Origin of the sequence: Vibrio ezurae NBRC 102218, from assembly GCF_000467185.1 — a bacterium.
Lineage (GTDB): Bacteria > Pseudomonadota > Gammaproteobacteria > Enterobacterales > Vibrionaceae > Vibrio > Vibrio ezurae.
Genome location: NZ_BATM01000007.1, coordinates 74790 through 101315, shown reverse-complemented (window position 1 = coordinate 101315; position 26526 = coordinate 74790). Strand labels below are relative to the sequence as shown.

The 26526-nt window shown below is 44.0% G+C and carries 25 protein-coding genes; 5 read left to right on the top strand and 20 right to left on the bottom strand.

What is annotated here, in order from left to right; translation table 11 throughout:
- The first annotated feature begins 143 nt into the window (after window positions 1-143).
- Together VEZ01S_RS03520 and VEZ01S_RS03515 are read left to right on the top strand one after the other, a co-directional pair.
- Window positions 144-2921 carry an insulinase family protein gene (locus VEZ01S_RS03520; RefSeq protein ID WP_021712627.1) on the top strand — a complete coding sequence of 926 codons (2778 nt, stop codon included), beginning with the start codon at window positions 144-146 and terminating at the stop codon, window positions 2919-2921.
- Window positions 2922-3005: 84 nt separating this feature from the next.
- A complete protein-coding gene (locus tag VEZ01S_RS03515; protein WP_021712626.1) occupies window positions 3006-4184 on the top strand; it encodes a threonine/serine exporter family protein in 1179 nt (392 codons plus the stop codon).
- Window positions 4185-4266: 82 nt separating this feature from the next.
- On the opposite strand, the gene fadJ is transcribed toward VEZ01S_RS03515, so the two are convergent.
- Both fadJ and fadI read right to left on the bottom strand, forming a co-directional pair.
- Window positions 4267-6378: a fatty acid oxidation complex subunit alpha FadJ gene (gene fadJ / locus VEZ01S_RS03510; protein ID WP_021712625.1), complete on the bottom strand. Its 2112-nt coding sequence runs from the start codon at window positions 6376-6378 to the stop codon at window positions 4267-4269.
- Complete coding sequence (fadI, locus tag VEZ01S_RS03505) at window positions 6378-7685, bottom strand: acetyl-CoA C-acyltransferase FadI (protein WP_021712624.1); 1308 nt, start codon at window positions 7683-7685, stop codon at window positions 6378-6380. Before fadI ends, fadJ begins: the two co-directional genes overlap by 1 nt.
- Before the next feature lie 220 nt (window positions 7686-7905).
- Here fadI and VEZ01S_RS03500 point away from each other — a divergent pair, with 220 nt between their 5' ends.
- From VEZ01S_RS03500 to VEZ01S_RS03490, 3 genes are all read left to right on the top strand, one after another.
- Window positions 7906-8478 carry a sigma-70 family RNA polymerase sigma factor gene (locus tag VEZ01S_RS03500; protein ID WP_119005699.1) on the top strand — a complete coding sequence of 191 codons (573 nt, stop codon included), beginning with the start codon at window positions 7906-7908 and terminating at the stop codon, window positions 8476-8478.
- Window positions 8471-9193 (top strand): DUF3379 domain-containing protein, encoded by a 723-nt coding sequence (locus VEZ01S_RS03495; RefSeq protein WP_021712622.1) that lies wholly within the window; start codon window positions 8471-8473, stop codon window positions 9191-9193. Before VEZ01S_RS03500 ends, VEZ01S_RS03495 begins: the two co-directional genes overlap by 8 nt.
- A gap of 281 nt (window positions 9194-9474) precedes the next feature.
- Window positions 9475-10731, top strand: a complete 1257-nt coding sequence (locus VEZ01S_RS03490; RefSeq protein WP_021712621.1) for an outer membrane protein transport protein — start codon at window positions 9475-9477, stop codon at window positions 10729-10731.
- A gap of 95 nt (window positions 10732-10826) precedes the next feature.
- Here VEZ01S_RS03490 and VEZ01S_RS03485 read toward each other — a convergent pair whose 3' ends face one another.
- From VEZ01S_RS03485 to VEZ01S_RS03400, 18 genes are all read right to left on the bottom strand, one after another.
- Window positions 10827-11513 carry a DNA-3-methyladenine glycosylase I gene (locus VEZ01S_RS03485; protein WP_021712620.1) on the bottom strand — a complete coding sequence of 229 codons (687 nt, stop codon included), beginning with the start codon at window positions 11511-11513 and terminating at the stop codon, window positions 10827-10829.
- 125 nt (window positions 11514-11638) lie between these two features.
- Window positions 11639-12385: an MlaA family lipoprotein gene (locus tag VEZ01S_RS03480; RefSeq protein ID WP_021712619.1), complete on the bottom strand. Its 747-nt coding sequence runs from the start codon at window positions 12383-12385 to the stop codon at window positions 11639-11641.
- Between the two features lie 72 nt (window positions 12386-12457).
- The gene (ccmI, locus tag VEZ01S_RS03475; RefSeq protein ID WP_021712618.1) at window positions 12458-13678 is read right to left on the bottom strand and encodes a c-type cytochrome biogenesis protein CcmI; all 1221 of its coding nucleotides are present in this window, start codon (window positions 13676-13678) and stop codon (window positions 12458-12460) included.
- Window positions 13678-14154, bottom strand: coding sequence for a cytochrome c-type biogenesis protein (locus VEZ01S_RS03470; RefSeq protein WP_021712617.1), 477 nt, complete (start codon window positions 14152-14154; stop codon window positions 13678-13680). The genes ccmI and VEZ01S_RS03470 overlap by 1 nt, the downstream gene beginning before the upstream one ends.
- Window positions 14151-14705 (bottom strand): DsbE family thiol:disulfide interchange protein, encoded by a 555-nt coding sequence (locus VEZ01S_RS03465; protein ID WP_021712616.1) that lies wholly within the window; start codon window positions 14703-14705, stop codon window positions 14151-14153. The genes VEZ01S_RS03470 and VEZ01S_RS03465 overlap by 4 nt, the downstream gene beginning before the upstream one ends.
- The gene (locus VEZ01S_RS03460) at window positions 14705-16663 is read right to left on the bottom strand and encodes a heme lyase CcmF/NrfE family subunit (RefSeq protein ID WP_021712615.1); all 1959 of its coding nucleotides are present in this window, start codon (window positions 16661-16663) and stop codon (window positions 14705-14707) included. The genes VEZ01S_RS03465 and VEZ01S_RS03460 overlap by 1 nt, the downstream gene beginning before the upstream one ends.
- A complete protein-coding gene (gene ccmE / locus VEZ01S_RS03455) occupies window positions 16660-17145 on the bottom strand; it encodes a cytochrome c maturation protein CcmE (RefSeq protein ID WP_021712614.1) in 486 nt (161 codons plus the stop codon). Before ccmE ends, VEZ01S_RS03460 begins: the two co-directional genes overlap by 4 nt.
- Window positions 17142-17348, bottom strand: coding sequence for a heme exporter protein CcmD (gene ccmD, locus VEZ01S_RS03450; RefSeq protein WP_021712613.1), 207 nt, complete (start codon window positions 17346-17348; stop codon window positions 17142-17144). The genes ccmE and ccmD overlap by 4 nt, the downstream gene beginning before the upstream one ends.
- A gap of 3 nt (window positions 17349-17351) precedes the next feature.
- Window positions 17352-18101, bottom strand: coding sequence for a heme ABC transporter permease (locus VEZ01S_RS03445; protein WP_021712612.1), 750 nt, complete (start codon window positions 18099-18101; stop codon window positions 17352-17354).
- A gap of 27 nt (window positions 18102-18128) precedes the next feature.
- Window positions 18129-18797, bottom strand: a complete 669-nt coding sequence (ccmB, locus tag VEZ01S_RS03440) for a heme exporter protein CcmB (protein WP_021712611.1) — start codon at window positions 18795-18797, stop codon at window positions 18129-18131.
- Window positions 18797-19414, bottom strand: coding sequence for a cytochrome c biogenesis heme-transporting ATPase CcmA (gene ccmA, locus VEZ01S_RS03435; protein WP_040890029.1), 618 nt, complete (start codon window positions 19412-19414; stop codon window positions 18797-18799). Before ccmA ends, ccmB begins: the two co-directional genes overlap by 1 nt.
- Before the next feature lie 243 nt (window positions 19415-19657).
- Window positions 19658-20560, bottom strand: coding sequence for a LysR family transcriptional regulator (locus tag VEZ01S_RS03430; RefSeq protein WP_021712609.1), 903 nt, complete (start codon window positions 20558-20560; stop codon window positions 19658-19660).
- Between the two features lie 253 nt (window positions 20561-20813).
- Complete coding sequence (locus VEZ01S_RS03425; RefSeq protein ID WP_156895998.1) at window positions 20814-22037, bottom strand: O-antigen ligase family protein; 1224 nt, start codon at window positions 22035-22037, stop codon at window positions 20814-20816.
- A gap of 246 nt (window positions 22038-22283) precedes the next feature.
- Window positions 22284-22925, bottom strand: coding sequence for an OmpA family protein (locus VEZ01S_RS03420; RefSeq protein WP_021712606.1), 642 nt, complete (start codon window positions 22923-22925; stop codon window positions 22284-22286).
- Between the two features lie 7 nt (window positions 22926-22932).
- Entirely contained in the window at window positions 22933-24438 is a 1506-nt protein-coding gene (locus VEZ01S_RS03415; RefSeq protein ID WP_021712605.1) for a TadE/TadG family type IV pilus assembly protein, read from the bottom strand.
- 16 nt (window positions 24439-24454) lie between these two features.
- Entirely contained in the window at window positions 24455-24988 is a 534-nt protein-coding gene (gene tadF, locus VEZ01S_RS03410) for a tight adherence pilus pseudopilin TadF (protein ID WP_235868487.1), read from the bottom strand.
- Window positions 24975-25448: a TadE/TadG family type IV pilus assembly protein gene (locus tag VEZ01S_RS03405; protein ID WP_021712603.1), complete on the bottom strand. Its 474-nt coding sequence runs from the start codon at window positions 25446-25448 to the stop codon at window positions 24975-24977. Before VEZ01S_RS03405 ends, tadF begins: the two co-directional genes overlap by 14 nt.
- A 13-nt stretch (window positions 25449-25461) precedes the next feature.
- On the bottom strand, window positions 25462-26526 hold the full coding sequence (locus VEZ01S_RS03400) for an SPOR domain-containing protein (RefSeq protein ID WP_021712602.1): 1065 nt from the start codon (window positions 26524-26526) through the stop codon (window positions 25462-25464).

Genomic DNA, 26526 nt, shown 5'->3' with positions numbered 1-26526 from the left:
ATTTCAATAAAAATGTATTTTAAAGTTTGCTAGAAAGTATTGCTCCGCCATACTTAACAGATAAAACAATAGTTTATCTTTGCCAGTTTTAAAATATCATGTTTTACAACTCTGGGCTTAGGTAATTCAAGGAGAGCCTCTCTGTGCATCAAAGTCCGAATGATAAAAATCACTATCGTGACATCACCTTAGACAATCAAATCAACGTGATACTGGTTCAAGATCAGGCAGTACAACGTTCTGCTGCATCACTGGCGGTGAGAGTGGGACACTTTGATGACCCAGCCGATCGAGAAGGGCTGGCTCACTACCTTGAACATATGCTGTTTCTTGGCACAAAAGACTATCCACGCGTTGGTGAGTTCCAAACCTTCATTAGCCAACACGGTGGCAGCAATAATGCATGGACTGGCACCGAACATACCTGTTTCTTTTTTGATGTAATTCCTGAGTTTTTTGAACAGGCCCTCTCTCGGTTTAGCCAGTTCTTTGTCTCTCCCCTATTTAACCAAGAAGCCTTAGACAAAGAGCGACAAGCCGTAAACTCTGAATATCAAATGAAAATACACGACGATTCACGTCGTTTTTATCAAGTTCAAAAAGAGCTCGTCAATCAACAGCACCCCTTTGCCAAGTTCTCTGTAGGTAACGAAGAAACGCTGTGTGACAGAGAAAGCGGGTCTATTCGCGATGAAATCATTCAATTCTATCAAAGCCACTATTCTGCCGATCTGATGAGTGTGGTGTTAGTGGGGCCGCAATCGTTAGATGAACTCGAAACGATGGCAACTCGCTTATTTAGTGCTGTGAAAAATAATCACCTGCACGCAAAAACCGTCACGACTGCGCTGTTAACACAAAATGAGCAACAGCTTTATGTGCAGGTTGAACCGGAAAAAGACGCACGAAAATTAAGCCTGTCGTTTTCTTTTCCCAATATGGAGCAACATTACGCCACGAAACCTTTATCGTATTTTGCTCACCTTATCGGATATGAGGGTCCGGGAAGTCTGACCTTATTACTCAAAAACAAAAACTGGGTGACATCACTGGCCGCTGGCGGTGGCATCAGTGGCAGTAACTTCCGTGAATTCACTATTGGGTGCCTGCTTACCGCAGAAGGGCTACAACATATCGACGACATTGTTGAAGCGATTTTCTCGTATATGAAGCTCGTCTTTGAGCAAGGGATTGAATCTTGGCGCTACGTAGAAAAACAAGCGGTCATGGAGTCGGCTTTCCGTTTTCAAGAATCCGTAAAAGCCATCGATCTCGCTAGCTACCTTGTCATGAGTATGCAGCGCTTCCCCATACAAGAAGTCTTATATGGTGACTATCGTATGAGTGAATTTGACCGCTCATTAATTGAAAGCTTTATCCCCTACTTCTGCGTAGAAAACTTACGAGTATGGGTGACAGCAAAAGAGCTTGAATATGATCGACAAGCAAAGTGGTATTTCACGCCCTATTCCGCTCAAAAATTCAGCGATGCACAAATTCAACGTTGGAAGAACCCAACCCATTTTGCTGAGTTTGCCCTGCCAAGCAAAAACCCGTTTATCTGTTACAACTTAGATCCAAAACCACTGCAAACAGAGCAATCACTGCCCCGTTTGATTGAAGAGTTACCCGGCTTTCGTTTATGGCATTTGCAAGAGCCTGAATTTCGCGTGCCAAAAGGGTCGCTGTATATTGCTATTGATAGCCCTTGCTCGGTCAATACACCGCAAAATATCATTAAGTTGCGCCTGTGTGTTGAGCTGTTTATGGAGTCCTTATCAAGGCAGTCCTATCAAGCTGAAATTGCAGGCATGAGCTATAACATCTATGCGCACCAAGGCGGTCTAACCTTAGCTATCTCAGGTTTTAGTGAAAAGCAGCCTCAGCTACTGCATATGATTCTAGAAAAGTTCGCAGCTCGCCATTTCGAGCAGCAGCGTTTTGATACCATCAAAACCCAAATGCTGCGGAAACTTCGCAATGCCAGCAAAGACCGTCCCCTCTCACAACTGTTCAATCATCTATCAGGAATCCTACAACCCAACAACCCTCCTGCGGGTGTATTAGCCAAAGCCTTAGAAGAAGTGAGCATCGAAGAGCTGCCTGAATTTGTATCAACTCTATTAGGCAAGTTGTATGTTGAGATGTTTGTGTTTGGCGACTGGACTCAAGAGGCGGCGCAGGGCATTGCGGACGAGCTAAAAGACGCTTTGCGTGTTGATAATCAAAAATACAAAGAGTCACTCAGACCCTTAGTTAAACTCGGAAACAATGGTACATTTCAACATGAAATTCACTGCGATCAAGATGACTCTGCTGTTGCCATTTACTATCAAGGAACAGATTCACAAACAGGCACCATTGCCACCTTTACCCTTGCGAACCACTTAATGTCATCCGCGTTTTTCAATGAAATTCGTACCAAACAACAACTCGGTTATATGGTAGGCACGGGAAACATGCCACTTAATCGTATACCAGGGATTGTCATTTATGTGCAATCACCTGTCGCTGCGCCTATTGATTTGGTCGCTTCTATCGATGAATTTCTCAATGCCTTTTATATGGTGCTCCTTGAACTCACTGAAGCCCAATGGCAAAACAGCAAACAAGGCTTATTGAACCAAATCATGGCGCCCGATAATAACCTAAGAACCAAAGGCCAAAGGCTTTGGGTATCCATCGGCAACAAAGACAAAGAGTTTAATAACCGAGAATTGGTTGTTGAGCATATTCGCACTTTAACTCGCGTCGATATGATTCGCTTTGTGGTAAACCAGCTCAAACCTAGAACCGCAAACAGACTGGTGATGCACACCCAAGGTAATCAACACCACGATGCACCACCGTTGCAACTGGGCCAAGAAATTGGCTCAATTGAAGAGTTTCAGCTAATGCCGAAAGATATTGAACTGGGGTAACAAAGCTGGGGCAAGAATTTGGCGCGATTGATGGTTATCTGATACATTCGCGCTACTTTGCCCTTATACCTTTAGTATCTCGCTATGCCCAACCCAAAATTGTCCAATCAACCGTCACTCGATGACATCGTTGAGTTTGGAAATACCTTGCACCGCAGTGGTTGCCCGCCATACAAGGTCGAAAAATTCACTCAGCATTATGCACGCCAGCAAGGTATGCCTTCGATGGTACAAGCACTACCGACATCCATCAACTATCAGTTTCCAGAAGACAATAATAAAGTCATTATGAAGCGCTTAGAACCCGCCTCTATTGACCTAAGTCTTCTCGCACAAACCATAGGGCGACTTGAACGTTCGGATAGCGAGATATCACAAACGCCGTTTCATTACCCGAAGTGGGCGGTGGCGCTCGCCAACCTATCCATCCCACCCGCCTACCTACTGTTAATAGGCAGCACGTTAGAAGCTATTGGCTTTGCCACTATTCTCGGCTTGTTGGTATGGGGATGTCAGCAGGTGCTCACAGGACGTCGCACTATTGCTGTCGAGTTTATTGCGGCATTGCTAACCGGAATCTGCGTAGCCGGTATTAGTAGCTTAGGCTACCCCATTCCTGTCTATGCTTTATGCATTGCGGCAGTGGTGCTCTTTGTTCCTGGGTTGTCGATTGCCAACGCATTAGAGTGTTTAGCCTTTAATGACCTGGTTTCGGGAACCAGCTTGCTCGGACAAAGTATGCTCACCCTCATAAAGCTCTTTATCGGTATTTTTATGGGTCTGCACATCGGCGAAACGATGTGGGGTGTCAGTGACTATTTAACTTATACCAATGACGTGCCAACTTGGATGCACATTGCGGGGCTACCTGTGATTTCCCTTGCTATCGGAATCATTTTTAATGCTAGACCAAAGGACATGCTATTAGGATTTCCAGTGGCTATATTGGGCATGTGGGGTCCATATTATCTAGGATTTGGCAGTGGTTGGATTGTTGGTACATGGCTAACGACCGTGATCATTACTCTATACGGCACTTGGATGGCGAAGAGGATGCACCTAACCGGTTCTATTTACATACTGCAAGGCATCATTATCTTGGTTCCGGGAAGCCGCGTGTTAGTAAGCGCTAGCCAATCGGTATTTGAGCAACCCATTTTACCCATCCCAAGCATCGGCTTATCAGCGCTATTTATGTTTGCCGCTATCATGGCCGGTCAAATTACCGCCTACTCTATCTATTCACCCAAAATAGAAAGATAGAACCAGATAAAAAGCAAAAGGGAAGACGATATAATATCGGCTTCCCTTGCTGTTGCTTGAAATGCGGTACTATCCGTAATACTTAGCTATAGAATGTTTTCCCTGACTCTACTCGATCAATCAGCCCTTGGCACGGCTCAAATCGCTCACCGTAGGTTAGCTCAAACTGCTGCATTTTCTCGACTAACTTATCTAGGCCGTAAGTATCCATAAACCTAAATGGTCCGCCACTAAACGGTGGGAATCCAATACCAAAAATAGCGCCAATATCTCCATCTCGGGCACTGGCAATGATGCCTTCATCTAAACAGCGCACCGCTTCATTGAGCAAAGGAATCACACAGCGAAGGGCTATGTCTTCTTCGGCAATACTGCGTGACGGAGTCAGTTTAAGCAGCTTATATACCGATTTGTCGACTTTCTTATCCTTGCCTTTATATTGGTAAAAGCCTTTACCGACTTTACGTCCAATGCGTCCATCATTAAGCAGCACATCAAATAGGTCCGGTCCTTGGAAGCGCTTGCCTAATTCGCTCACTAAAATAGGCATTATCTTAGCGCCAATATCCACGCCCACCTCATCGAGCAAAGTAATCGGCCCTACAGGGAAGCCAAAGTTCAGCAACGCATTATCAATATGCTCAATCTCTTGTTCCGCCATTAATACTTGCGCCGCTTCATTCATGTAAGGGGCTAAAATTCGATTTACATAGAAACCGGCGCTGTCCTTCACCACGATTGGCGTTTTACCTTGTTTTCGAGCAAGAGCCACGACGGTTGCCACGGTTTCCGCCGAAGTGGTTGCGTGAGGAATCACCTCCACTAATGGCATTTTTTCAGCTGGGCTAAAATAGTGTAAACCGACAATATTTTCAGGTCTTTTTGCACCTTCCGCTATCTGATAGATAGGGAGTGAGGATGTATTGGACGCAAAAATGGTGCTTTCTGGACACTTCTGCTCAATGTCTTGCACCATACTTTGTTTCAACGAAAGGTCTTCAAACACCGCCTCAATCACAACATCTGCTTTATTAAAACCTAGGTAGTCAGTGCCACCGCGAAGCTGTGACATTTTTGATTGCACTTGCGCTTTAGATAAAATGCGACGCTTACGCTGTTTTTCTAATAATTTGTAATTGTAACTAAGCGCATTTAATACCCCGTCTTGCGCCACGTCTTTTAAGTTAACCACACATTTCGCTTTCGCAAGTGATACATGTGCAATGCCTGCTCCCATTAAGCCGCCACCCAATACACCAACCTGATTGACTGTTGCTGGTGTGGCATTGCCAAAGTGTTCTTTTTTCATTTCTGTTGTGGCAAAAAACAAAGACCGTAACGCCTTTGATTCAGCGGTCATCACCAAATGACCAAACTCTAAGGCTTCCTTTTCTAGCCCTTTTTTCAAGCCCTTTTCTAAACCAAATTGCATCACTTCAAGAATTTTTTCCGTAGCGGGATAGTTACCACGAGTTTTCTGCTGAGTTTTCTTTGCCGCTTGATCAAAGATGACTTTGCGACTCAAGCCGATACTGGAAATCAGCTTCTCTTTCGCAGGAGATTTGCGTTTCGTTTTGGATTTTAATGCATAGGACTTAGCAACATCGAGAAATATACTGGTTGGTACACTCGCGTCCACCAGCCCCAGTTTTTTGGCTTTCTTCGCGCGGACTTGTTTGCCCGTAAGAATTAAATCCAATGACGGCATCAGCCCGATTAGCCTAGGCAATCGTTGCGTACCGCCAGATCCGGGTAGCAAGCCTAATTGAACCTCAGGTAAACCTAAACGAGTAATATCATCTTCACTACAAACACGATAATCACAGGCAAGAGCCAGCTCCAAGCCGCCCCCTAAACAAGGCCCATGAATAGCTGCAACAACAGAAAACGGAAAATCACCGAGCTTGGCAAACATCTCTTGGCCCGTGGTCGCCAATTGAGTGGCTTGAGTGGCCGTTTTGCACGCATCTAACATTCTGACGTCAGCGCCTGCAATAAAATTATCAGGCTTTAACGAATGAATAATAAGCCCTTTTATTTCTGACTTTTTCTGTTCTAACTGCGCTAGGATATCACTCATTTCATCGGCGAAAGCAGCCTGCAAGGTATTCATTTTCTCACCTTGCACATCAATCGATAACCAAGCCAATTGATCTTCATCTATACGCAAATTAAAGGTTTTAAGCTCGCTCATTATTCCACCTCCAAAATCATTGCCGCGCCAAGTCCACCCGCAGCACAAGCGGTATTAAGAGCAAGACCTCCGCCCCTACGTTTCAGCTCTCGCAATGTTTGGGTAATCATACGAGCCCCGGTTGCCGCAAACGGGTGCCCGTAGGCTATCGAGCCTCCCAAAACATTGAATTTATCCATATCTATTTCGCCAATCGCTTTATCTCGTCCGAGTTTTTGTTGAGCAAATTTATTGCTGGCAAACATTTTTACGTTCGCTAAAGCTTGAGCGGCAAAAGCTTCGTGCATATCGATTAAAGTCAGATCATTTAAAGTCAGCCCAGCACGATCCAATGCAATCGGTGTAGCGTAAGAAGGGCCCATCAGCATATCTTTTTCCACTCCAGTTGCGGAAAACGCATAAGAGCGAATGTATCCCAGCACCTCAAGTCCTAGTGCTTTGGCTTTACTTTCTGTCATTAGCATAATAGCGGCTGCGCCGTCGGTCAGCGGCGTTGAGTTTGCTGCTGTCACAGAGCCAAATTGACGGTCAAAAGCAGGTCGTAATTTAGCGTAGCCTTCGATGGTGGAATCAAAGCGGATATTATTGTCTGTATCAATGCACTTTTTATAAGGTTCTGGATACGCAGTCATGACTTCGTCGCGAATTTTCCCTTCATTCCATGCATTAGCCGCAAACGCATGCGAACGATGCGCCAGTGCATCTTGATCTGCCCGAGAAATAGCGTGAGATTTTGCCATCTGCTCGGCGGTTTGCCCCATAGATAGGCCAGTGGAATACTCGGCTACCGCTGGAGGGACAGGCATAAGATCTTTCATTTTGAGACGGCTGACTACTTTTAGCTTCTGCGCCAAAGTGCGCGTTTTACTCAGAGCCAGTAAATTAGCTGCCAAAGATTTGCTCACGCCAATCGGCAACACTGATGATGAATCTGCGCCTCCGGCAATACCCACTTCAATGTTGCCTGCCACTATCGACTCCACCACATTAGCGGTTGCTTGAAAACTAGTGGCACACGCACGTGTAACACTGTAGGCATCGGTGTTGATGTTCATTCCGGTACCCAATACAATTTCTCGCGCGATATTTGGTGCAGCTGGCATCTGAATCACTTGCCCAAACACAACCTGCTCAATCAAAGAGGCATCAATATCGGTACGAGCGAGCATCTCACTGACGACCATCTTACCAAGATCTAATGCCGGCAACTCTTTAAGCTCAGTGCTTTGTCTGGCAAACGGCGTTCTTAGCCCTGCCACCACTGCTACTCTATCTCCCTGCCGAGTCGTTAACTGCTGTAATCCCATTGCACTTCCTTAGTTGAGAGGTCAGACCTCATCATTGTAATAAAATTGTTAACAAAATCAAAGTCTGCGAATGAATTAGCCATTAAATGTGCGCAATATCACCATTAGGGTTGCGTAGAAGTATTCAACTCCTTGTTATTTAGTATTTGCGTCAACGTTATATTCTTGTAAAGTTCATAGTCATCTAGACACACATAGCTAAGGAGTTTATGTGGCACTAATGAAGATTTTCGACAGAAATGCGAAATCTCGAAAGAAAACATCGTTATCTCGGGTCGACTCTAATATGGATAAACAAAGAAGATATGAAGCGCTGGTACGCGCTTATCACCGAGATCTGTTTCGCTACGCTTACTGGTTGTGTAAAGATCGTTCGATTGCCGAAGATCTGGTACAAGAAACCTGTTTACGAGCATGGAAAGCTCTCGACTCACTTTTAGATGAGAAAGCGGCCAAATCGTGGCTTATTACAATATTAAGACGCGAAAATGCACGTCGCTTTGAAAGAAAACAGCTGGATCTTGTCGATATCGATGATCCAGGAAATGAAGCCCATATTAGTGATGATGGGTTTCACCAAAGTGAGTGGTTACAAGCTCAAATTATGCGCCTAGATCTGGAATATCGTGAACCGTTATTTTTACAGGTCGTGGGAGGGTTCAGTGGTGAAGAAATTGGGGATATCTTAGACCTCAATAAAAATACCGTCATGACGCGCCTATTTAGAGCAAGAAATCAACTTAAAGAATTACTGGACTCAACCACTTCAAATCAGGGGAGGCAAAATGGATGATTTAGAATTTCGCCGCCGCATTATGTCGGATCCAAAAGCCAGAGACGAAGAACTACTTAATGCGATTGCCAGCAGTGAACAAAATGCCAAGTTTACTGACGATGTACTGAACTTAGATGCCAGAATTGAACAGGCAATGCGTGTTGACGTGCCTGATAACTTAGCCGATAAGATTTTGTTCAATCAAAGCAGTGAAGGCAACGTTATACGCCCTACTTTTGCCAAGCGCAGTTTAGCGGTTGCTGCATCGGTTGCATTTGCGGTAGGTATTTTAGTGGGTCAATTGAATTGGTCACCAGCTCTTGTCTCAAACGCTCATGCCAGTTTAGCCGATACCGCAATTAAACACGTAATCGATGAGCGCTCTTTTACCGATCATCTGGATGAGCAGGTAAAGTCGAGCCAAATTAATGCCAAACTCACGCCTTTTGCCTATCAGTTTAGTGAAAGCTTCCCCTACCATGTGTATTACCTAAATCACTGCGGATTTGGTGGAAGTAATGCCTTACATATGGTTTTTCAGGGCGAAAAGGGGCGAATTACGCTGTTTATTACCAATGTGAGCTCCGATCACCTAGTGAACTTTAACGAAAATAAGTTGTCCGGAACCGTAATGCCCATTGGCTCTGCCTCCATGATACTTGTGGGTGAGCAAGGAGAAAATGTTACCAATATTGCAAAACAGTTATCAGAAATCATAAAACCACTTTCCTAAATAATTTGACCAATAATTTCAACCCCTTACGTTCATATATGTTAAGGGGTTATCAATTTTCCGCAATTTATCTAATCAATCATTGATTTAGAGCAATCACTCTAAGAATCACAATAAATCTCTAAATTTGCGCCTATTTTGTCGCAAAAATGAACAAACGAACTATTTTTACTAGTGGTCTGAGTTGTTAAAACTATATTTAGCCATAGTATCACCCGACTTAGAAATTTAAGACCGGTTGATACGCTAGGATTTTGGCGTAAAACATAAGGAAATTATCCATGAATAAGACGCGTACCCTTACACGCTCTCTACTTGCAGTTGCTGTTGTAGCAGCGACTTCACAAGCACATGCTGCAGGCTTCCAACTTAACGCACAATCAGCCACAGGTATTGGCCGTGCATTTGCCGGTGACGCTGTAATCGCAGATAACGCGTCTTCTATGGCTCGTAACCCAGCAACAATGGCCCTTTTTGATAAAACCTCTTTATCGCTTGGTTTCGAGACAATCATTACTGATATTGCGGTTACTGACGCACAGTATACTGGTGCTCAAGCTGGTAACGATGATTACAATGATGTGGGCGGAACTTCAGTTGCACCTAACATCCATCTTATCGTGCCGATCAACGATAAGTTTGCGGTAGGTGTAAACGCTTATTCTAACTTTGGTACGAGCACTGATTTCTCAGGTAGCCAAACTTATACTAACTCAGCATACGGCGGCGAAACTGATATTAAGAGCATGAACTTTGGTCTATCTGGTTCATACCGCTTAAACGAGCAGTGGAGCTTCGGTGCGGGTCTTGATGTGATTTATGGTCAAGGTACATTCCGCCGTGGTACGAACGAGCTTATTGCAGCCGGACTATTACCACCTCAATATGCTGGTCAACAATTTGTCGACGTTGAAGATGCTGACGGCTGGGCAGTAGGCTTTAATGTTGGTACTGTTTACGAGCTCGATAAAAACAACCGCTGGGGTCTATCTTACCGTTACTCCCCTGATATCTCAGTAGAAGACGATAAGAATCAAAAAATTGATCTTCCTCTACCAGATATGGTTGAATTCTCAGGTTACAACCGCATCAAAGACACTGACTTCGCTGTACACTACTCTGTACAATGGATTGGTTGGAGTGCATTCGATGAAATCGACTTCCATAACCTAAACGCAGGTATACAGCAAGGCGAATACAACAAGCAATACCAATGGCAAGACGGATGGCACTTCGCTATCGGTGGTACTTGGTATGTTACAGAGAAAGTTGAACTGCGTACGGGTTACATGCACGATACCAGTGCTCAAGACGAGTTAACGTCTATCGCAGTACCAGATTCAGACCGTAACTGGTTATCTGCGGGTGCAAGCTACCACTTCACTCCAGACTCTACACTGGACTTCGGTATTACTTACCTAATTGGTGCAGATCAACAAGTTAACGAACTTGACTCTACAGGCCAAGCAACGGTACTTTCTGCAACCACTCGTGCTGATGCAATCCTAGTGGGTCTACAGTACAGCCAAAGCTTCTAATCGCAACTTATCAGCGATTTAGCTAGAATTAAAAAAGGTGTTAAGATTTCTCTTAACACCTTTTTTGTCTCTAGCAAGTCAATATCACCAAGCCACTACACTCGGTTATCCCCACAGCTAAACGCAATGATCTGACTGATCTCACCCATACTTCTGCCTGACTCTTTCTGCCAATGACAAAAGGCTTTATTCGCCGCTAGACGCGATTTCTTGGTGTCACGACCACCATCAATAATGTCGTAACTACGCAGATAACCTTCGACATCTGACGATAAAATAAAAGTATCTACGCCCATTTGTCTTAACGCATAAGCACCGGTATTGCCCCCTAAGCGACTGCCATTTTTCTTCAGGTAATCCCACAATTCGGTAATACGCTCTGCCGGCCAACTTGCGACCATTTGTGAAAAAGAGCCGTGTTCTAGTCGAGCGTTCATTAGCATTTCGGCGTTGCTTTTAATCGTCATCACTTTGGCTAAGTGGCGAATGATTTTCGGCTCTTTGGCTTTGATTTCCCAATGCTCATCGGAAAGCATCAACAACAATTCGGGCTTAAATTCAAAAAATAACTCTTCAAAGTTCGGCCATTTGTCTCTGACTACCTTCCATGAAATACCGCACTGAAACACCTTCATGCTAAATTCTGAAAGCCAGCGATCATCAGGAATATGTTTTATTTGTTCGGAAGATAAAGGATGAGTCAATCGAAGTTCAAGCTGAGTGTCCCCACCTTTGCGTACAGAAGCTCGATGATAGATATCGGAGAATTTTTCAAGATGCATAAAAAACCTAGAGTCTGTTAAACAAGCAACGAGGGAAGTACAAGGAAGCACACTTCCCTAGTCGCTAACATCACAGAAGGATTACACGTCTATGGGCATTTGTCTGCAAATTTTACAGCGGTGATTTACAAATCGTCATCCAAATAGTCATCCAGATAATCTTCTTGATCATCATCGACAGCCTCTTGGTCGGAAACTTCAGCTTTATAGGCTCTGCGTTGTAAGAAGACATCTCGAGTGAGCACATACGGATCAGGAGAGTTTTCTAAGGTACTTTCTTGAGACACGAGCGCTGAGCGGGTTTCCATACCTTCAAAGACCCATTTCCCTAAGCCAGCCCAGAAGTTTAAGAAAGACAGTGGCGGATACGCTCCATCTGCAAAATCACCAGCCTCTCGCAGCGACCAAGGGCCGTAACCTGGGAAAACAAAGTACCAACCGTTGCCTACGCCCCAGTGACCCAATACGTCGCCAAAAGCGCGCTCATCTTGGCGGGCTATTCCCCCTTGAGAGGCCGCATCATAAAGGCCAGCAACACCAAAGGTGGTGTTTATCCAAAAACGATTTAAATGAGTTAATGCAAGCGTGCCATTTCCCATCAGCAAGTTATTGACCATACTTGCCGGTTCATCAAGGTTAGCTAAGAAGTTGCTGATGCCCGTTCGAATAAAACGCGGAGTGTAACCTGTGTAGGTTAGCGATACAGGGCGCACTAAATATGGATCGAGGATTTCGTAGTTAAAATCCCACATAATACGGTTAAAACCTTCGAAAGGGTCATTAACGTTACTGTCAGCCTCGGCACTCTCTTGTTGAGGGTGAGAAGCACAGCCAGCCATTAATAGTACAATTAATATCCAGATTTTTCGCATGTAGGATATCCGTTCCCTTTCGAATGATAAAATTAGGTGTAGTGATGATACCACTACACCTGTCATTAATAATTAGTATTGACCATTAATGACTAAAGTTACATCTTCTCCCTTCGCAGTAACAGCACTTTCGCCATACCAATCGCCATCTTTGGTCGCAACATTACCGTCAGTATCAATGCGTGCACGGACAATCAGTTTATCTAAACTCGATAATTTCACGCCTTCAAGCATGCTATTACCATCATCTATCATGATCATGCGGGGAAAAGTACCTAGCCCATAACGTGCAGCTGCAATAGGCATAGGTGAACCATCTTCACGGTGCACAGAAACAATTAATACACCCTGCTCTGGCAGCGACACATTATCAGCAACCGAAATGCCAATACGTAAAGCTCCAGGGGCGGCTACCGCCGTATCACCGAGTTTACTACGAGCACTATTAATGCTGCGTTCTAACATCTCATAGCGGCTATCTTCTGGCCCAATGAGCTGTTGCATTGTTCGCCAGTATCGAATCGCACCAGCATAATCTTGTTTTTCAAAGGCACTGAATGCTAACAAAGAAAAGACTCGCAAATCAACATAGTCTTGACGCAGTAAGCCGTGTAATAAGCGCTCCGCTTCAAGTTGATCTACCTCGTCGTTTGACAAGGTCAATGCTTGAGCTAAACCTAATTGAATATCCACGTTATCAGGCTCTAATTGACGAGCACGTTTCATTGCTCCCATCGCCGTTTGCAGATCGCGATTGGCAAGGCCAATACGCCCCAGCAATAACCAGCCCGTCGCATCATTACTGTTTTTATGTAGATTCGTTCGCAAAGCCAGCGTCAGGTCATTCAGCTCTTGCTCTGTCATCGATTGTCCATTGGCGTCCATAAGTTTCTTACTCAGGGCGGGTAAGTTGGCACTGACCTCTTGCCAATGTTTAACTTCATTGATCGCGCCGTATTTGGCATAAAAACCATAAGAAACACCAAGCAACAATACTGCTGACACGATTGCGACGAGTATGGGTGAGCTCAACTTGGTAGAAGCCAATTGTTTTTCCGCAGGAATATCATCCAGCAGTGCCTGCTTAAGGTCGACAATCAACTCTTCTTTATCGACCACAATGCCCTCTTCGTCTTCAACCGCAAGCTCAGCTACACGCTCTCTAAAGATGGTTTTGTTTAACTCGTCACGACGTTCAACATCGTTCACTACGTGCTTTCTAACCAGAGGAATAATAATTAAGGCCGCTGCAAACAGGACAATAACTAAGGTAGAAATCCAAAACAACGTCATTATTTGTTGTCTCCATTATCGTCTTTTAGCAAAGCATTTAAGCGTTGCTGCTCTTCTTCACTTAACGCGGCTTTTGTTGCCACTTTCGCAGGTTTACGTCGGCTTCTTGTGAGAATGAAACCAAAACCAATGAGCACCACCAGCACAGGGCCTAACCACAAAATAGCCGTCGCCGCAGTAAACGGAGGTTTATAGGTCACAAAGTTGCCATAGCGCGCCACCATATAATCCACAATTTCTTGTTTTGACTTTCCCTCTTTGGTCATCTCATACACTTTCTGACGAAGATCTAACGCCAACTCAGCATTCGAATCCCCAATGGTATTATTTTGACACTTAGGGCAACGCAAAGTGTGGTTCAATTCTTGAAATTGTAATTCTTGCTCTGGAGTATCAAACTCATGCACTTCAATCACCGCATGCGCGGCAAAGCTGAACATCATCGAGGCGATAGTCGCGATAAACCACTTTTTCATGATTTCACCTCATCCAGCATTTTCTGATACATAGGCCCTAACTTTTCTTGCCAGTTTTTGACGTTCACATCACCCACATGACGATATTGAATTACACCATTGGCATCAATTAAGAACGTCTCTGGTGCGCCATAAACGCCTAAATCTAACCCCAACATGCCTTTGCCATCAAATAGACTCACCATGTAAGGGTTGCCTAACTCTTGCAGCCATTTAATGGCCTTACCACGGTCATCTTTATAGTTCAAACCAATGATTTTAACGCCCTGAGCCGACAACTCATTTAAATATTGATGCTCGGCGTAACAAGTGGGGCACCAAGTTGCCCATACATTAAGCAGTAAAGGCTGACCGGTAAAAATCGCTTGATCATGCAGCAAACCTTCGGTTTCTAGATCTTCCAACTTAAATACAGGCACGCTTTTACCAATCAATACTGACTCAAGCTTGGTAGGATCGTCACCGCCTGCATTACGTGTTAACTGAGTGGCAAACACAATTGCCAACGCCATAAATAAGATCAGAGGTACAAATAATACTTTCTTATTCATTACGACTCCTTACGTATGGTTTTACTGCGAAAACGATAGCGTCTGTCACTAATAGCAATCGCGCCACCAAGTGCCATCAATAAGCTACCCGCCCAAATCCAACGCACAAACGGTTTGTAGTAGATACGCACCGCCCAAGATACGCCGTCATCCAGCTTTTCACCCATTGCGATATAAAGATCGCGGGTAACGCCTGCATCAATCGCCGCTTCCGTCATCATGGAGCGCGCGGTGGTGTAAAAACGTTTCTCTGCGTGCAAGGTATTGATGTACTTACCGTCTTTAGTCACTTTAAAATCAGCAATGTAACCGTCATAGTTTGGACCATCATTGTCTCTTAGGTTTTCAAAATGGAAGTTGTAACCTTCAATATTGAAATTCTCGCCGGGAGCCAACCGCACATCACGTTCGATACTGTAGTTTTGCACCATCGCAATACCAATAACGCTCACCGCAAGGCCAATATGCGCACTCATCATTGCCCAATGGCTACGTGGAAGCTTAGTGAGCCCCTGCGCGAAAGAATGGCGGTGCGTCACACGCTGATGCAACTCAAAAACGTGCAGGCAAACAATCCACAGCGCCATCACCCAGCCAAGGAATGCCAGTCCGGTAAAGCGTTCACTCAATAGCCAAACCATTATCGCGGCCAAAGAGAGTGAAATAGCGCCACTGACCAATAATGGCTTAGCAAAGTTTTTAATGCTATCGCGCTTCCAGCGCATCAATGGACCAATGCCAAGCAAGAAGGCAAATGGCACCATTAACCACGTAAACAACATATTAAAGAAAGGCGCGCCAATCGAGACAGAGCCTAAACCTAATTGTTTATGCACGAGCGGCAACAAGGTACCCACTAATACAACCACCAGCGCCGCCACTAATAACACGTTATTTGCCAGTAAGGCGTTCTCTCGCGACACCAAGTCAAAATTGCCACGAACTCGTACCGATGCTCCTTTTAGAGCAAACAGCAGCAATGAGCCACCAATCACCACCACAAGGAATGCCAGAATGAACATGCCACGCGCAGGATCTGAGGCAAAGGCGTGTACGGATACCAAAATGCCAGAACGAACTAAAAAAGTGCCAAGTAAACTTAACGAGAAAGCAGAAATGGCCAGTAATACCGTCCACGCTTTAAACGTGCCGCGTTTCTCTGTTACCGCCAATGAGTGCATTAATGCCGTGCCCGCTAGCCATGGCATGAAAGAAGCATTCTCTACTGGGTCCCAGAACCACCAGCCGCCCCAGCCAAGTTCGTAATACGCCCACCAAGAACCGAGTGCAATGCCTACTGTTAAGAATGACCATGCCGCAATCGTCCACGGCCTAGACCAACGCGCCCATGCAGTATCCAAACGTCCAGCCATCAAAGAAGCAATCGCAAACGCAAATGCCACAGAGAAGCCAACATAGCCCATATATAACATCGGCGGATGGATAATCAGTCCTGGGTCTTGCAATAACGGGTTGAGATCCCGCCCGTCCACAGGGAAATGTGGCAACGTTCTATCAAATGGGTTAGAGGTCATAATGATAAACAGCAAGAAACCGACTGTAATCATCCCCATAACCGCCAACACTCGCGCAACCGACTCTTGTGGCATACCTCGGCTCAGGCTTGCTACCGCAACAGTCCAAGCCGCTTGTATTAGCACCCAAAGTAATAAAGAACCTTCATGGGCTCCCCAAACCGCGGTAATTCGGTAGTACCACGGAAGGTTACTGTTTGAGTTGCTTGCAACGTACTGCAAAGTGAAATCGTTGTGATAGAACGACCAACATAAGATGTAGAACGAAATGCCCAGTAAAATGAACATCCCCCAAGACAGAGGTCTGGCGGTATTCATCAACAACGCATTATTCTTTGATGCCCCCCAAAGAGGCAATACGCTGAGCAGTACCGCCAGCGCCAGTGAGACGATAAGAGCAAAATGCCCTAACTCAGCAATCATTGACCGCTTCCTTGTTTTTGTTCTTCAGTATATTGAAGAGGTGCGTGAGTCACTTTCATTGCTTCAGCAACTTCTGGTGGCATATATTCTTCATCGTGCTTGGCTAGAACTTCAAACGCTTCTACGGTGTGGCTATTCACTAGCACACCTTGCGCGACGATACCCTGCCCTTCACGGAACAAATCAGGCAAAATGCCGTCGTACAAGACTGTGACCGATGGGCCAACATCCGCCACATCAAATGAAACGCGTAACGATTGAGGGTCACGTGATACCGTGCCGGCCACTACCATTCCGCCTATGCGAAGGCGTTGTCCAACTTCTGGTTTTTCACCGTTCGGCTTTCCGTTCACCAACTCTGTTGGCGTGTAAAAAAGGTCCATATTTTGATTAAGTGCGTACAACATCAAACCGACTGTCAAACTCAGCCCCACTAATAGAGCGACTATCAAGCCCATTCTTTTTTTACGTCTAGGGTTCATAGCGTGTTCTCCATATTCTTAGCAGCATCAATTCGTGCTTGACGATCCATCTTATTTTTCACTTCTTTTAATGTGGCTGTATTACTCAAACAGCTTGATACGAAAATTAATCCTAAAGCGCCAAACGTAATCACAAAGGCACCCCAAACATAGGAAGCATAGCCTCCCATTAACAATAGCTCTGAAAAAGAATCAAAATGCATGCTTTACCCTTTGATAAAAGTACGTTTCGCGAGTTCTTGCACCCAAGGTCTGTGACCTTCTTTTTGCAAAATCGCAGTTCGAAAACGGATCATAGTGACTGAGCCTAAGAAGAAGGCAAAGCCGAAAATATTCAGTAATAAAGGCCACAACATATCGTTAGAAATAGAAGGTTTAGCAAACTTGGTGATGGTTGCGCCTTGATGAAGGGTATTCCACCACTCCACTGAAAAATGAATAATCGGTAAGTTAATCACGCCCACAACAGCCAGAATGCCTGCCGCTTTCGCTGCCGTTTTTTGGTCATCAAAAGCGTGATATAAGCCAATCACACCAAGATATAAGAACAGCAACACCAGTTCGGAGGTTAAGCGAGCATCCCATACCCACCACGTTCCCCACATAGGTTTCCCCCAGACGGCACCGGTGACAAGAGCAATAAACGTAAACACCGCCCCTATAGGTGCAATAGCCAATGCCGCAAGACTGGCAAGCCTTAACTGCCAAACGAGGCCAATAAATGCTGCAATAGCCATTGCCATATAAGCACCCATAGACCAAATAGCAGAAGGCACATGAATATAAATGATTCTAAAGCTGTCCCCTTGTTGATAGTCGCTTGGCGCAAATGCCAAACCCCACACACTGCCACAGGCAAGAAAAAGGCAAGCTAAAACAGTGAACCAAGGTTGCAACTTGCCACAAAGGTTATAAGTTGCCTCAGATTTAGCGTAAGGATGGAGCCACTTCCACATGTTGTTTACTCTCAGAGAAAATTTAAGTTAATTGACCGACACGCGTAATGCCGCGCTGGTTGCAAAAGGTGTTAATGTTATTGAGCCAACCAAAATCGCCGCCATGATTGCAAGTTGCCCGTTATACGCACCGCCCATACCTGCGGTATCAATAGCCGACGTTGCGAAGATAAGTACGGGAATATACAAAGGCAGAATTAAAAGACTCAGCAGCACGCCTCCTTTTTGTAGCCCTACAGTAAGGGCAACGCCAATGGCGCCAAGAAAGCTTAATGTAGGTGTCCCTAGTAATAAGGTGATGACCACAGCAATCCATGCATCCCAACTCAGGCTGAGCAGTATCGCCAGCAGTGGGCTTATCAAAATAAGAGGCAGCCCGGTCAGTATCCAATGGGCAATCACTTTTGAAATGACAACCAAAGGTAGAGGCAGTGGCATCAACATTAACTGCTCAAGAGCCCCGTCTTGATAGTCATCACGAAACAAGCGTTCAAGTGACAATAGTGCCGCTAGAAGCGCAGCTACCCAGACCACACCGGGGGCAATTCTGGCTAAAAGATTAGGTTCAGGACCAATACCTAAAGGGAATAAAGTGATGACAATGATAAAGAACCACAGCGGATTAAAGATGTCGGCTCTACGCCTAAACGCAATCAGCAACTCACGACGAATGATCGCCCACATGTGACCTAGCATTAGTGTCCCAACCTTATCTTACGCAGGGTATGGCAGTTTTCGAACATATCTTGATGGGTGGTCAAAAGTACCATGCCCCCTTGTTTCGTATGTTGTAAAAACAACTGTTCTAAAACCTTAACCCCTTGCTTATCAATCGCGGTCAACGGCTCATCTAAAATCCATAAAGGGTGCTGACTCAGCCATAATCGAGCCAGCGCCACGCGTCGCTGCTGCCCAGCAGACAACTGCGCTACAGGCACATCTTCTCGTCCGGCCAATCCCACTTTAGTGAGCGCCTGCCATACTTCATCATGAGTGTACGACTGGCCGCTGATGTTCAGATAAAAAGACAAGTTTTCGAATGCGCTAAGATCTCGCTTAACCCCAGTTTGATGCCCGAGAAATAGCAAGTCTTGGTGAAAGCTGTCTCTGTCAGAAAAAATGGACTGTTGCTTCCATTCAATCTCACCCGCTTCTTTATCACCTAGCCCTGCAACGATGCGTAACAGCGTTGTTTTGCCTGTACCATTTCGTCCTTCAATCTGTACAAGATCTCCCGCCTTCATAGAAAAAGACAGGTCTTCAAACAATATTCTTTCATCTCTAATAGCAGATAGTCCGGTAACCTGTAACATCAACACATTCATCTATGAAAAAGAGTCAATATACTATCACAAGCTGTTAACGCCCATAACGTTTAAGCGATTAACTTATAATCAAAATCGCCTAATTTCAGTAACAAGCTCACAACGATTTGAACCTCATCAAACTTCTGGCTTTTCAGTAAGACTTATCCAACGACAATTTACTCAAACATAGAGTCAAAAAAGCCTAGTCATGACTAGGCTTTGGCTTGTTACTGATATAAATGAGGGGCTTTATGCCGTCTCCAGCACCCTACTCACTTTGTGATTGTGCGTTTTCTGTTGCAAGGATTGACTAATCCATTTACAAAAAGGAGCGGTACGAGTATCAAGATGCCAGCTCAAGACTAGCCCCTTTTTCACTTTAGGCAGCAAACGAGAAGAGACGACACGTAACTCTTCATGCATTGGCAATGCAGCCAGTGCATTATGTGGAATACAAGCAATGTTTGAACCTGACTCACACATCTTAAACAAGGTATGAATATCATCAATGCGCCAAACTGACGCTATCTCTGTGATCGCCTTTAGCGATTCAGTCTCAAATTGCGGTGGTATCAAATAGCGATACGTGCTCAACTCAAACAATTGCTCTGCCGAGTTTATGCGCTGAATGGCATCTTCTTTTGCAATCCAAACGTTCTCTACAGTCCCTATGCTTTCAGTATGATACTCAGAGGCTGGTAAAAAAGCGTCGTTGCCACCAATCACGATATCCAGCTCTTTTGCTAGCAGTAACTCGTTTAATGACTGACTGTCACGATAAACCAAGTGCACCTCAACTGAAGAAAAAGTCACTTCAAATTGTTGTATCAGTCGAGTGGTGTTTTTAGGACAAAGTAATGGATCAATACCGATATTAATCCTTTGTTTTTGATTCGTTTTAAGTTGTTCAGCATGTAGCACAAAGCGTGAATACTGTGCTTTAACCATGCGCGCCTGCTTTAACAAAGCCTGCCCATTATCATTTAAGGAAATAAAGCGCCCTCGACGATCAAACAACTCATAACCCAGATCGATCTCTAGATTATGGATAAGTTGGCTAACCGCTGATTGACTTTTACCCTGCTTTTTTGCAGCAATACTGAACGAATTATGTTCGGCTGCTAATATGAAAGCTTCAATTGCTTCAATCATGACATTCCCATATCCAAATATTTATACTGCTCAAATATATCAACTGACTATCTATTGATTTTTGGTTGGTTTTTATTATGTTCACTGGATGTATGAATATGCACCAGTGTTATTGATGGGTGAAATAATTAATCGTTTATACAGTGTTTTGATGCATATTTCTATAAGGTAATTGTTATAAAAATCAATAATTTGAAGCAAAGCGAGATTGTTACAGTTGTTACGAACAATCCCGCTCAATAAGATATCAATTTCACTGCAATTCAGCTGGATTTACAGGAGTGGTTTGGACATGTCTAATATCCGGGCAATTATTGCCAAGCCAAAATTGTGGCACTAAAACCTCTCCTACTTGTGCTAGATAAAAATCATTTTTGACTCGGTCTGTGACTTTGTATGCAATGGAGGTGACGACAAGCATAGACGTAACGATGAGTAACCCATGCCGCCACAACGGATACCCTTTCGCGGTAGCACATTGCGTTCTTCCACAAAACCAGCCGGTAAATAGACAAGCAAGCAGTAGGCTGAAAGGAGAATCGAGAACGGCAGACACCAGACTCAGCGCAAGACCAGACAATAGTGATAAACCAATAATCCTGTATCGTCGACTTCTCTCAAACACAACTTGCTTCAATAAAATGAAGACTAACGCCAAATAACAGATCGCAGGAACAGCCCCCCAGTTTAATAAAACACTGAGCACTGAATTGTGTGGGCGGATTTCTAAAATGGATGTACATATATACCCATCCCCGCCTAGCCCCCAGAATTGAGACATTTCAATGGCATTGCGCCATACAAGCAAACGACCATTGGTCGTATCTCGCATATCAAGTAGCGAGCGAGATAGGTCTCCATGCACTAAATAACTCGGCAGCGGCGTTAAAAAAATCACCGCAACCATCAACCCTATAACAAGCGAGATAATCGTTGTCTTGGCAATGTGCCACCTCTGATGCTTTTCGATCATCATCCACAATACCACCCCACCAAAAGATGCTATCGCAAGCCCTCTCGCATCTAAGGCAAACATCATGGCAAAGTTTAATACGGGGAATAAATACGCCATGCGCTGTTTAGACACCAGCGCAATGTACAGTGATGGGATGATTAACCACACTTGCACCTGATTTAAAAACCTAGGATTCACATAGCTGAGAATCATGAAAATCGTCGAGCCTTCACCATAAAAAGTGGCAACCGTATGCCCGATAAATACTGAGAAGAAACACAGCCCAATAATCCATGAAAACAGTCGAAAGCTGATCGCCGATGGTCTCTCTAAAGAGAAAGCAAGAGTGAGAAAACACAAACCAAAGAAATAAAAATATAGGGGGATGGCTTTATAAGGGAACATGCCGAGTACATCAGCAAAAAAAGCAAAGCTAAAAAAGATCACGACAATCGCTTTGACTAAGCCACTACTACAGATAAATCGACTAAGCAGCCTTTGTCTAAAATGGTATGAAAGCATCACTCTCATGGCTACATATACTGAGATAGCACATAAAAACAAACGCTTAGAATCATACAAGAGCACCTGTTTATCAGGTAGCAATAAAAGGTTAAAACTGAATAAAGCAATAATAGCCAATACTATCGAGCTTAAAGCGTATCGTTTTTTCAACAATCCCATAAATGAAAATCATGCCTATAAATAAGAAAACAAGTGTTCCTAGGCGAGCTAAGAACACTTGTTTATCGTTCACATCAATCGGTATTAAAAGTGATCAGCCACGACAATTTCAACCCGTCTGTTTGTCGCACGCCCCTGTTCTGACTGGTTATCTTGCAGTGGTTGATGAAACCCTGCAGAGCGAGGCTCTAGCACCTCTTTCTCCATACCTGACTCAACAAGAAACACTTTGCTCGACATCGCTCTGTGTTTGCCTAACTCTTGGTTGTAACTTTCTGAGCCGACATTATCGGTATGCCCCACCACATTGAGTATAGGCACTTCATTTAATGACTGCATACGCTCAGCTAGTGCTGTCAGGGTTAATTTTGATGTTTCTGTGAGCTCACTATTATCAAAATTAAAATAAACTCTCGCGATCACGCCTTTTGCATCAACAGAAAGCACTTGTTGTTGACTCAAGTACTCTAAGCAATCATCACCTAGGCTTACCTTGGTCGTTTCTAAATTCGCTTTTTGTTGCTCAGTCAATGCCGGTTGAATTTGATAATGCTGCGCCCTATTACCAGCAACCGCGTTTGCCTGACCAATACTCACTGAATGTTTAATCAGCATATGCTCTGTTGCGCAAAGTTGTTCAATTTTGTCATTCATGTCATTGGCCGCAATAGCAGGCATTGAAGCCATTGCTAAGCACACAATAAAAGGGGCGAAAGAAAATTTCATAGTGCTCCTAGAGATTTTTATCATATAAACGAGAAACTCCATTGGTAGCGGCACCTTTTTGGATTAGTTCTTTGATTTTTTCGAGTAGCTCATCGCTCTTGCTTACATCGATAATGTTTTCTTCACCACCTGCACATTTTTGAAAACCAGGTTGTTTTGACGCATCGAAATTGATTCCAATGACACCAATATATAGAGGGCTATCATGATCGTTAAAGTGCTTTCGAATATTGACACAAAGCCCTTCATTCACAAGGCTTGTAAAGGTTTCTTCAAACGGGTCCTCTCCCCCATCACTAAGAATCAATAGCATTTGAGCCCGTTCATGATATTTTTCGAGTTTATCAGGATCAAGATTAGAACGTCCATCAGCAAGAATTTGTGCTGCACGAATTAATCCTTGATAAACTGCCGTGCCACCGCCAGCTTTCATATCCTCAATATCTGGCTTCTGCAACGAAAGAGGTATCGTATAGAAATCCTCTTTACTACCGCACATACTGCCAGAAAATAGCTTTAAACCTGAACTAGATGCTACAGGGTGTAGGGACAGCAAAGTAGTTTTTGTTTTATTCCAATTAGCGACCGTCTTTTCAATATCTACGTAGCCCAAAGGATCTGGCCAACGAACCGAGTTATACTTTGTTTCTGAAGAAGATTTACTAAAAATACTTTGAATTGCTTTTGCATGAGCTTGAGGCAAGTCAGAAGGGCAATTCGATGTATTGTTATTGTTATTGTTATTGTTATTGTTATTACGAGCACACTGGCTCACTATTGAAGAATCTTCCTTTCCCCAGAGTTCCCAATTAATTTTGTTATATACCACGCCATCAATTGATTTATATTCAAGCTCAGTTACACAACGATGTGTACCATTTAGATCTTCAATAGTTCTCATATTAAAAGGTACAAAACCGATTCGGTGAGCATAACCAGCATTAGTCGCACTGCTAAAAAGCAAGTCTTCAGAAATAATATCCACTTGCTCTTTTAAATGTTGTAGCTGTGTTTTTCCGTCATCACCCCATGGTTCTTTCATCGACGCAGAAAAATCGGCCACAAACACCAGATCCAAATCAGACGGCAACATATAAGTTCGCGCCATAGCATCATTACCGACTTGATAAGATGAAGTGTCTGACGAACTATCAATAAAGCCCATTTGTCGCTCCAAGCCCACATCTGCACCCACCTCATACTGGACATAATAGAGTTGGTCACCATCGACCTTTTCTTCACCTTCAGTACGAGTTACTGTCACATCATCAATCTTTATATTAGGCAGGTAAGTTTCGAGATAGCTACGAGCAAGCTCATCTGACACATGTGGTCCAGTACGGTTGGCAATCGCAACGGCTAGGGTGGCTGCTTCTGTAGCATCGGCTAATCGATCTCGCTCTTGGATCATTCGACCGCCTTCGATAGTCAACTGCGCCATACCACCAATTGCCACCATACTTAAGGCGACAATAATTACCGCCACACCTTTTTGACGCTTAAAATTCTTCATACCCTACCTTCCTTGTTTACCTTCCCGGTAACACCGATGAGCTATTGACATACCTCATTCCGGGGAAATATTGAGAGAAACCTTCCATTTTCAAGCACACAGTGACTTGATAAATAGGGAAAGTAACACCGTCTTCACGCTCTGGGCGCAAGTGACCTAAATCGGCAATGGAGGTTTGTGGTTCGCACGCCTCTCCACTGTCTAAGTTTTTACTAAAGGGAATAATATTCGGGCCTGCATCGGTATAGCCTTCAACCATTAACCCATAACCATCGCGTTTTTCCGGCGCTTGGCGTTGCAATAAATCGGCGGCTATTTCATTAATCACATCAAAGTCAGCTTGATTGAGACTGTGTCTACCCTCAAAAAATCGGCTTCTTTCTTTTGTTGCCGTTGCCAATGAATAACTCACTCGGCTTGCTTGCGTCTTGGCTGAAATCATTTGGGTTAAATCGGCGATAAAAAACATCATGATGACCAACACTGTCATGCCAAATACCGCTTCGACAGTAAAACCACCTTTTTGCAGATCTCGACTATGCATCTTCATCTTCCCAACCTTCGTGCTCTTGCACTGTCATAATGCGGCGTGTGATATCAGCTGAAGGAAGCAAAGTCTCAAACAACACGGGGCGATAACGGTAGGTCAACTCATACACAACAATAGGGCAACGTTCATAGCAGCCTCTCTCTTCAACCTCTTTAGCGACATCTGACAAGGATGCATACCGGACAATAGCAAAGTCAAAATTATCAGCGCTGACCAAGCCTATTTGATTCCAAAAAGAGTCATCATCTTGAAATATGTTTTTTCGGCGATCTTCATACGCCACTTCCAATGTTTGACCATCAAAGATTCGCACTTTTCGCGTACTTTCCGACAACGTGGTATCGGTCATATTCACCGTATAGCCAAAGCGCGCCATTTCAAAAACAGCGAACAATACGAAGAAAAGAGCAAACCCTCCTAAGCCAAATTCAATTGATATCACGCCTTTTTGCTTATTCATTAATGCCAACCACTTATCGAGTTACTTGAATAAAATATTCATGGGGGTTTAATATTTCTTGGTGTTGCTTAGCAAAACTCATCGCTTGTCGATAAGAGGCAAAATTACCGCTGAGCAATCGATACCAAGTTTCAGAGTTTTGCAGCTCTACAGGACGAATCGTAATTGGCAGTTGAGTGCTCAATAAGCCGTTTCTTTTTTCCAGTGCCTCTGCCATGGTGTCGTAAGCCCCTAGCTGAATGTGATAGGTTCTTTTAGACTTTGCAGCACTCTTTTTTACAGATTCTGTTTGAGACTTTTGTTCAACAGACTGAGCGGTAAAAAACTCTTCAGCTGAAATGCTTGTGACTTCCACATCATCACTGACAACATCACTTTTTGAAGGCACCACAGAACTATCTGCATTTTCATCAATAGAACCCGTATCGGTGAGTAAAGAAGAGTTTTCACCTTGCTTCTCTTTCTTTTGCTTCAGCATGCTAATTTCTAAATTGGCATTAACCGTTTCATTGCTTGAATCTTTTTCATAAAGTGGCAGTAAAATATCGATAGCCGATTGATAATCTCGCTGATAGATGTGCACCATAGCGATATTATTTTTAACACTTACATCGTCATAACCGCGCAATCTCGCCTCATTAAAGCTATCGATAGCCTTTGGATACTGCTTGGTTTGGGCAAGGGCAATCCCCTGCTGCATGTACACTTCGGCGCTGTCTAACCCCTTATTAATAGCTTGCTGATATTTGCCTAATGCACTGTTAAAATCTAAATTGCGCGCTAAAACTTGCCCTTTGATAAAATAGGCGGTCGCGGAAGGTTTTGTAGATAGCGACAACACTCTTTGAATATAAAAGTCCGCCGATTCAAGATCGCCGTAGCTTAAATATGCCTGCGCTAAGTCTTGCTGTGCTTGCCAGTCATTTTGATCATTAATCACTTTCTTTTTATAAAACTCAATTAAGCCTGGATAATTTTGACTTACAGTAAATTGATTAATTGCCTGCTGTTCTGAGACCTTATTTGTCGTCGTACACCCAGTGACAAGCAGAGCTAAAACAATAATTAAATACTTCAT

Bases quoted from the DNA above. Each gene is read 5' to 3' on its own strand.
- VEZ01S_RS03515 (WP_021712626.1), top strand. From the start codon at position 3,006: ATGCCCAACCCAAAATTGTCCAATCAACCGTCACTCGATGACATCGTT.
- fadJ (WP_021712625.1), bottom strand. From the start codon at position 6,378: ATGAGCGAGCTTAAAACCTTTAATTTGCGTATAGATGAAGATCAATTG.
- fadI (WP_021712624.1), bottom strand. From the start codon at position 7,685: ATGGGATTACAGCAGTTAACGACTCGGCAGGGAGATAGAGTAGCAGTG.
- VEZ01S_RS03500 (WP_119005699.1), top strand. From the start codon at position 7,906: ATGAAGATTTTCGACAGAAATGCGAAATCTCGAAAGAAAACATCGTTA.
- VEZ01S_RS03495 (WP_021712622.1), top strand. From the start codon at position 8,471: ATGGATGATTTAGAATTTCGCCGCCGCATTATGTCGGATCCAAAAGCC.
- VEZ01S_RS03490 (WP_021712621.1), top strand. From the start codon at position 9,475: ATGAATAAGACGCGTACCCTTACACGCTCTCTACTTGCAGTTGCTGTT.
- VEZ01S_RS03485 (WP_021712620.1), bottom strand. From the start codon at position 11,513: ATGCATCTTGAAAAATTCTCCGATATCTATCATCGAGCTTCTGTACGC.
- VEZ01S_RS03480 (WP_021712619.1), bottom strand. From the start codon at position 12,385: ATGCGAAAAATCTGGATATTAATTGTACTATTAATGGCTGGCTGTGCT.
- ccmI (WP_021712618.1), bottom strand. From the start codon at position 13,678: ATGACGTTGTTTTGGATTTCTACCTTAGTTATTGTCCTGTTTGCAGCG.
- VEZ01S_RS03470 (WP_021712617.1), bottom strand. From the start codon at position 14,154: ATGAAAAAGTGGTTTATCGCGACTATCGCCTCGATGATGTTCAGCTTT.
- VEZ01S_RS03465 (WP_021712616.1), bottom strand. From the start codon at position 14,705: ATGAATAAGAAAGTATTATTTGTACCTCTGATCTTATTTATGGCGTTG.
- VEZ01S_RS03460 (WP_021712615.1), bottom strand. From the start codon at position 16,663: ATGATTGCTGAGTTAGGGCATTTTGCTCTTATCGTCTCACTGGCGCTG.
- ccmE (WP_021712614.1), bottom strand. From the start codon at position 17,145: ATGAACCCTAGACGTAAAAAAAGAATGGGCTTGATAGTCGCTCTATTA.
- ccmD (WP_021712613.1), bottom strand. From the start codon at position 17,348: ATGCATTTTGATTCTTTTTCAGAGCTATTGTTAATGGGAGGCTATGCT.
- VEZ01S_RS03445 (WP_021712612.1), bottom strand. From the start codon at position 18,101: ATGTGGAAGTGGCTCCATCCTTACGCTAAATCTGAGGCAACTTATAAC.
- ccmB (WP_021712611.1), bottom strand. From the start codon at position 18,797: ATGCTAGGTCACATGTGGGCGATCATTCGTCGTGAGTTGCTGATTGCG.
- ccmA (WP_040890029.1), bottom strand. From the start codon at position 19,414: ATGTTACAGGTTACCGGACTATCTGCTATTAGAGATGAAAGAATATTG.
- VEZ01S_RS03430 (WP_021712609.1), bottom strand. From the start codon at position 20,560: ATGATTGAAGCAATTGAAGCTTTCATATTAGCAGCCGAACATAATTCG.
- VEZ01S_RS03425 (WP_156895998.1), bottom strand. From the start codon at position 22,037: ATGCTTTCATACCATTTTAGACAAAGGCTGCTTAGTCGATTTATCTGT.
- VEZ01S_RS03420 (WP_021712606.1), bottom strand. From the start codon at position 22,925: ATGAAATTTTCTTTCGCCCCTTTTATTGTGTGCTTAGCAATGGCTTCA.
- VEZ01S_RS03415 (WP_021712605.1), bottom strand. From the start codon at position 24,438: ATGAAGAATTTTAAGCGTCAAAAAGGTGTGGCGGTAATTATTGTCGCC.
- tadF (WP_235868487.1), bottom strand. From the start codon at position 24,988: ATGAAGATGCATAGTCGAGATCTGCAAAAAGGTGGTTTTACTGTCGAA.
- VEZ01S_RS03405 (WP_021712603.1), bottom strand. From the start codon at position 25,448: ATGAATAAGCAAAAAGGCGTGATATCAATTGAATTTGGCTTAGGAGGG.
- VEZ01S_RS03400 (WP_021712602.1), bottom strand. From the start codon at position 26,526: ATGAAGTATTTAATTATTGTTTTAGCTCTGCTTGTCACTGGGTGTACG.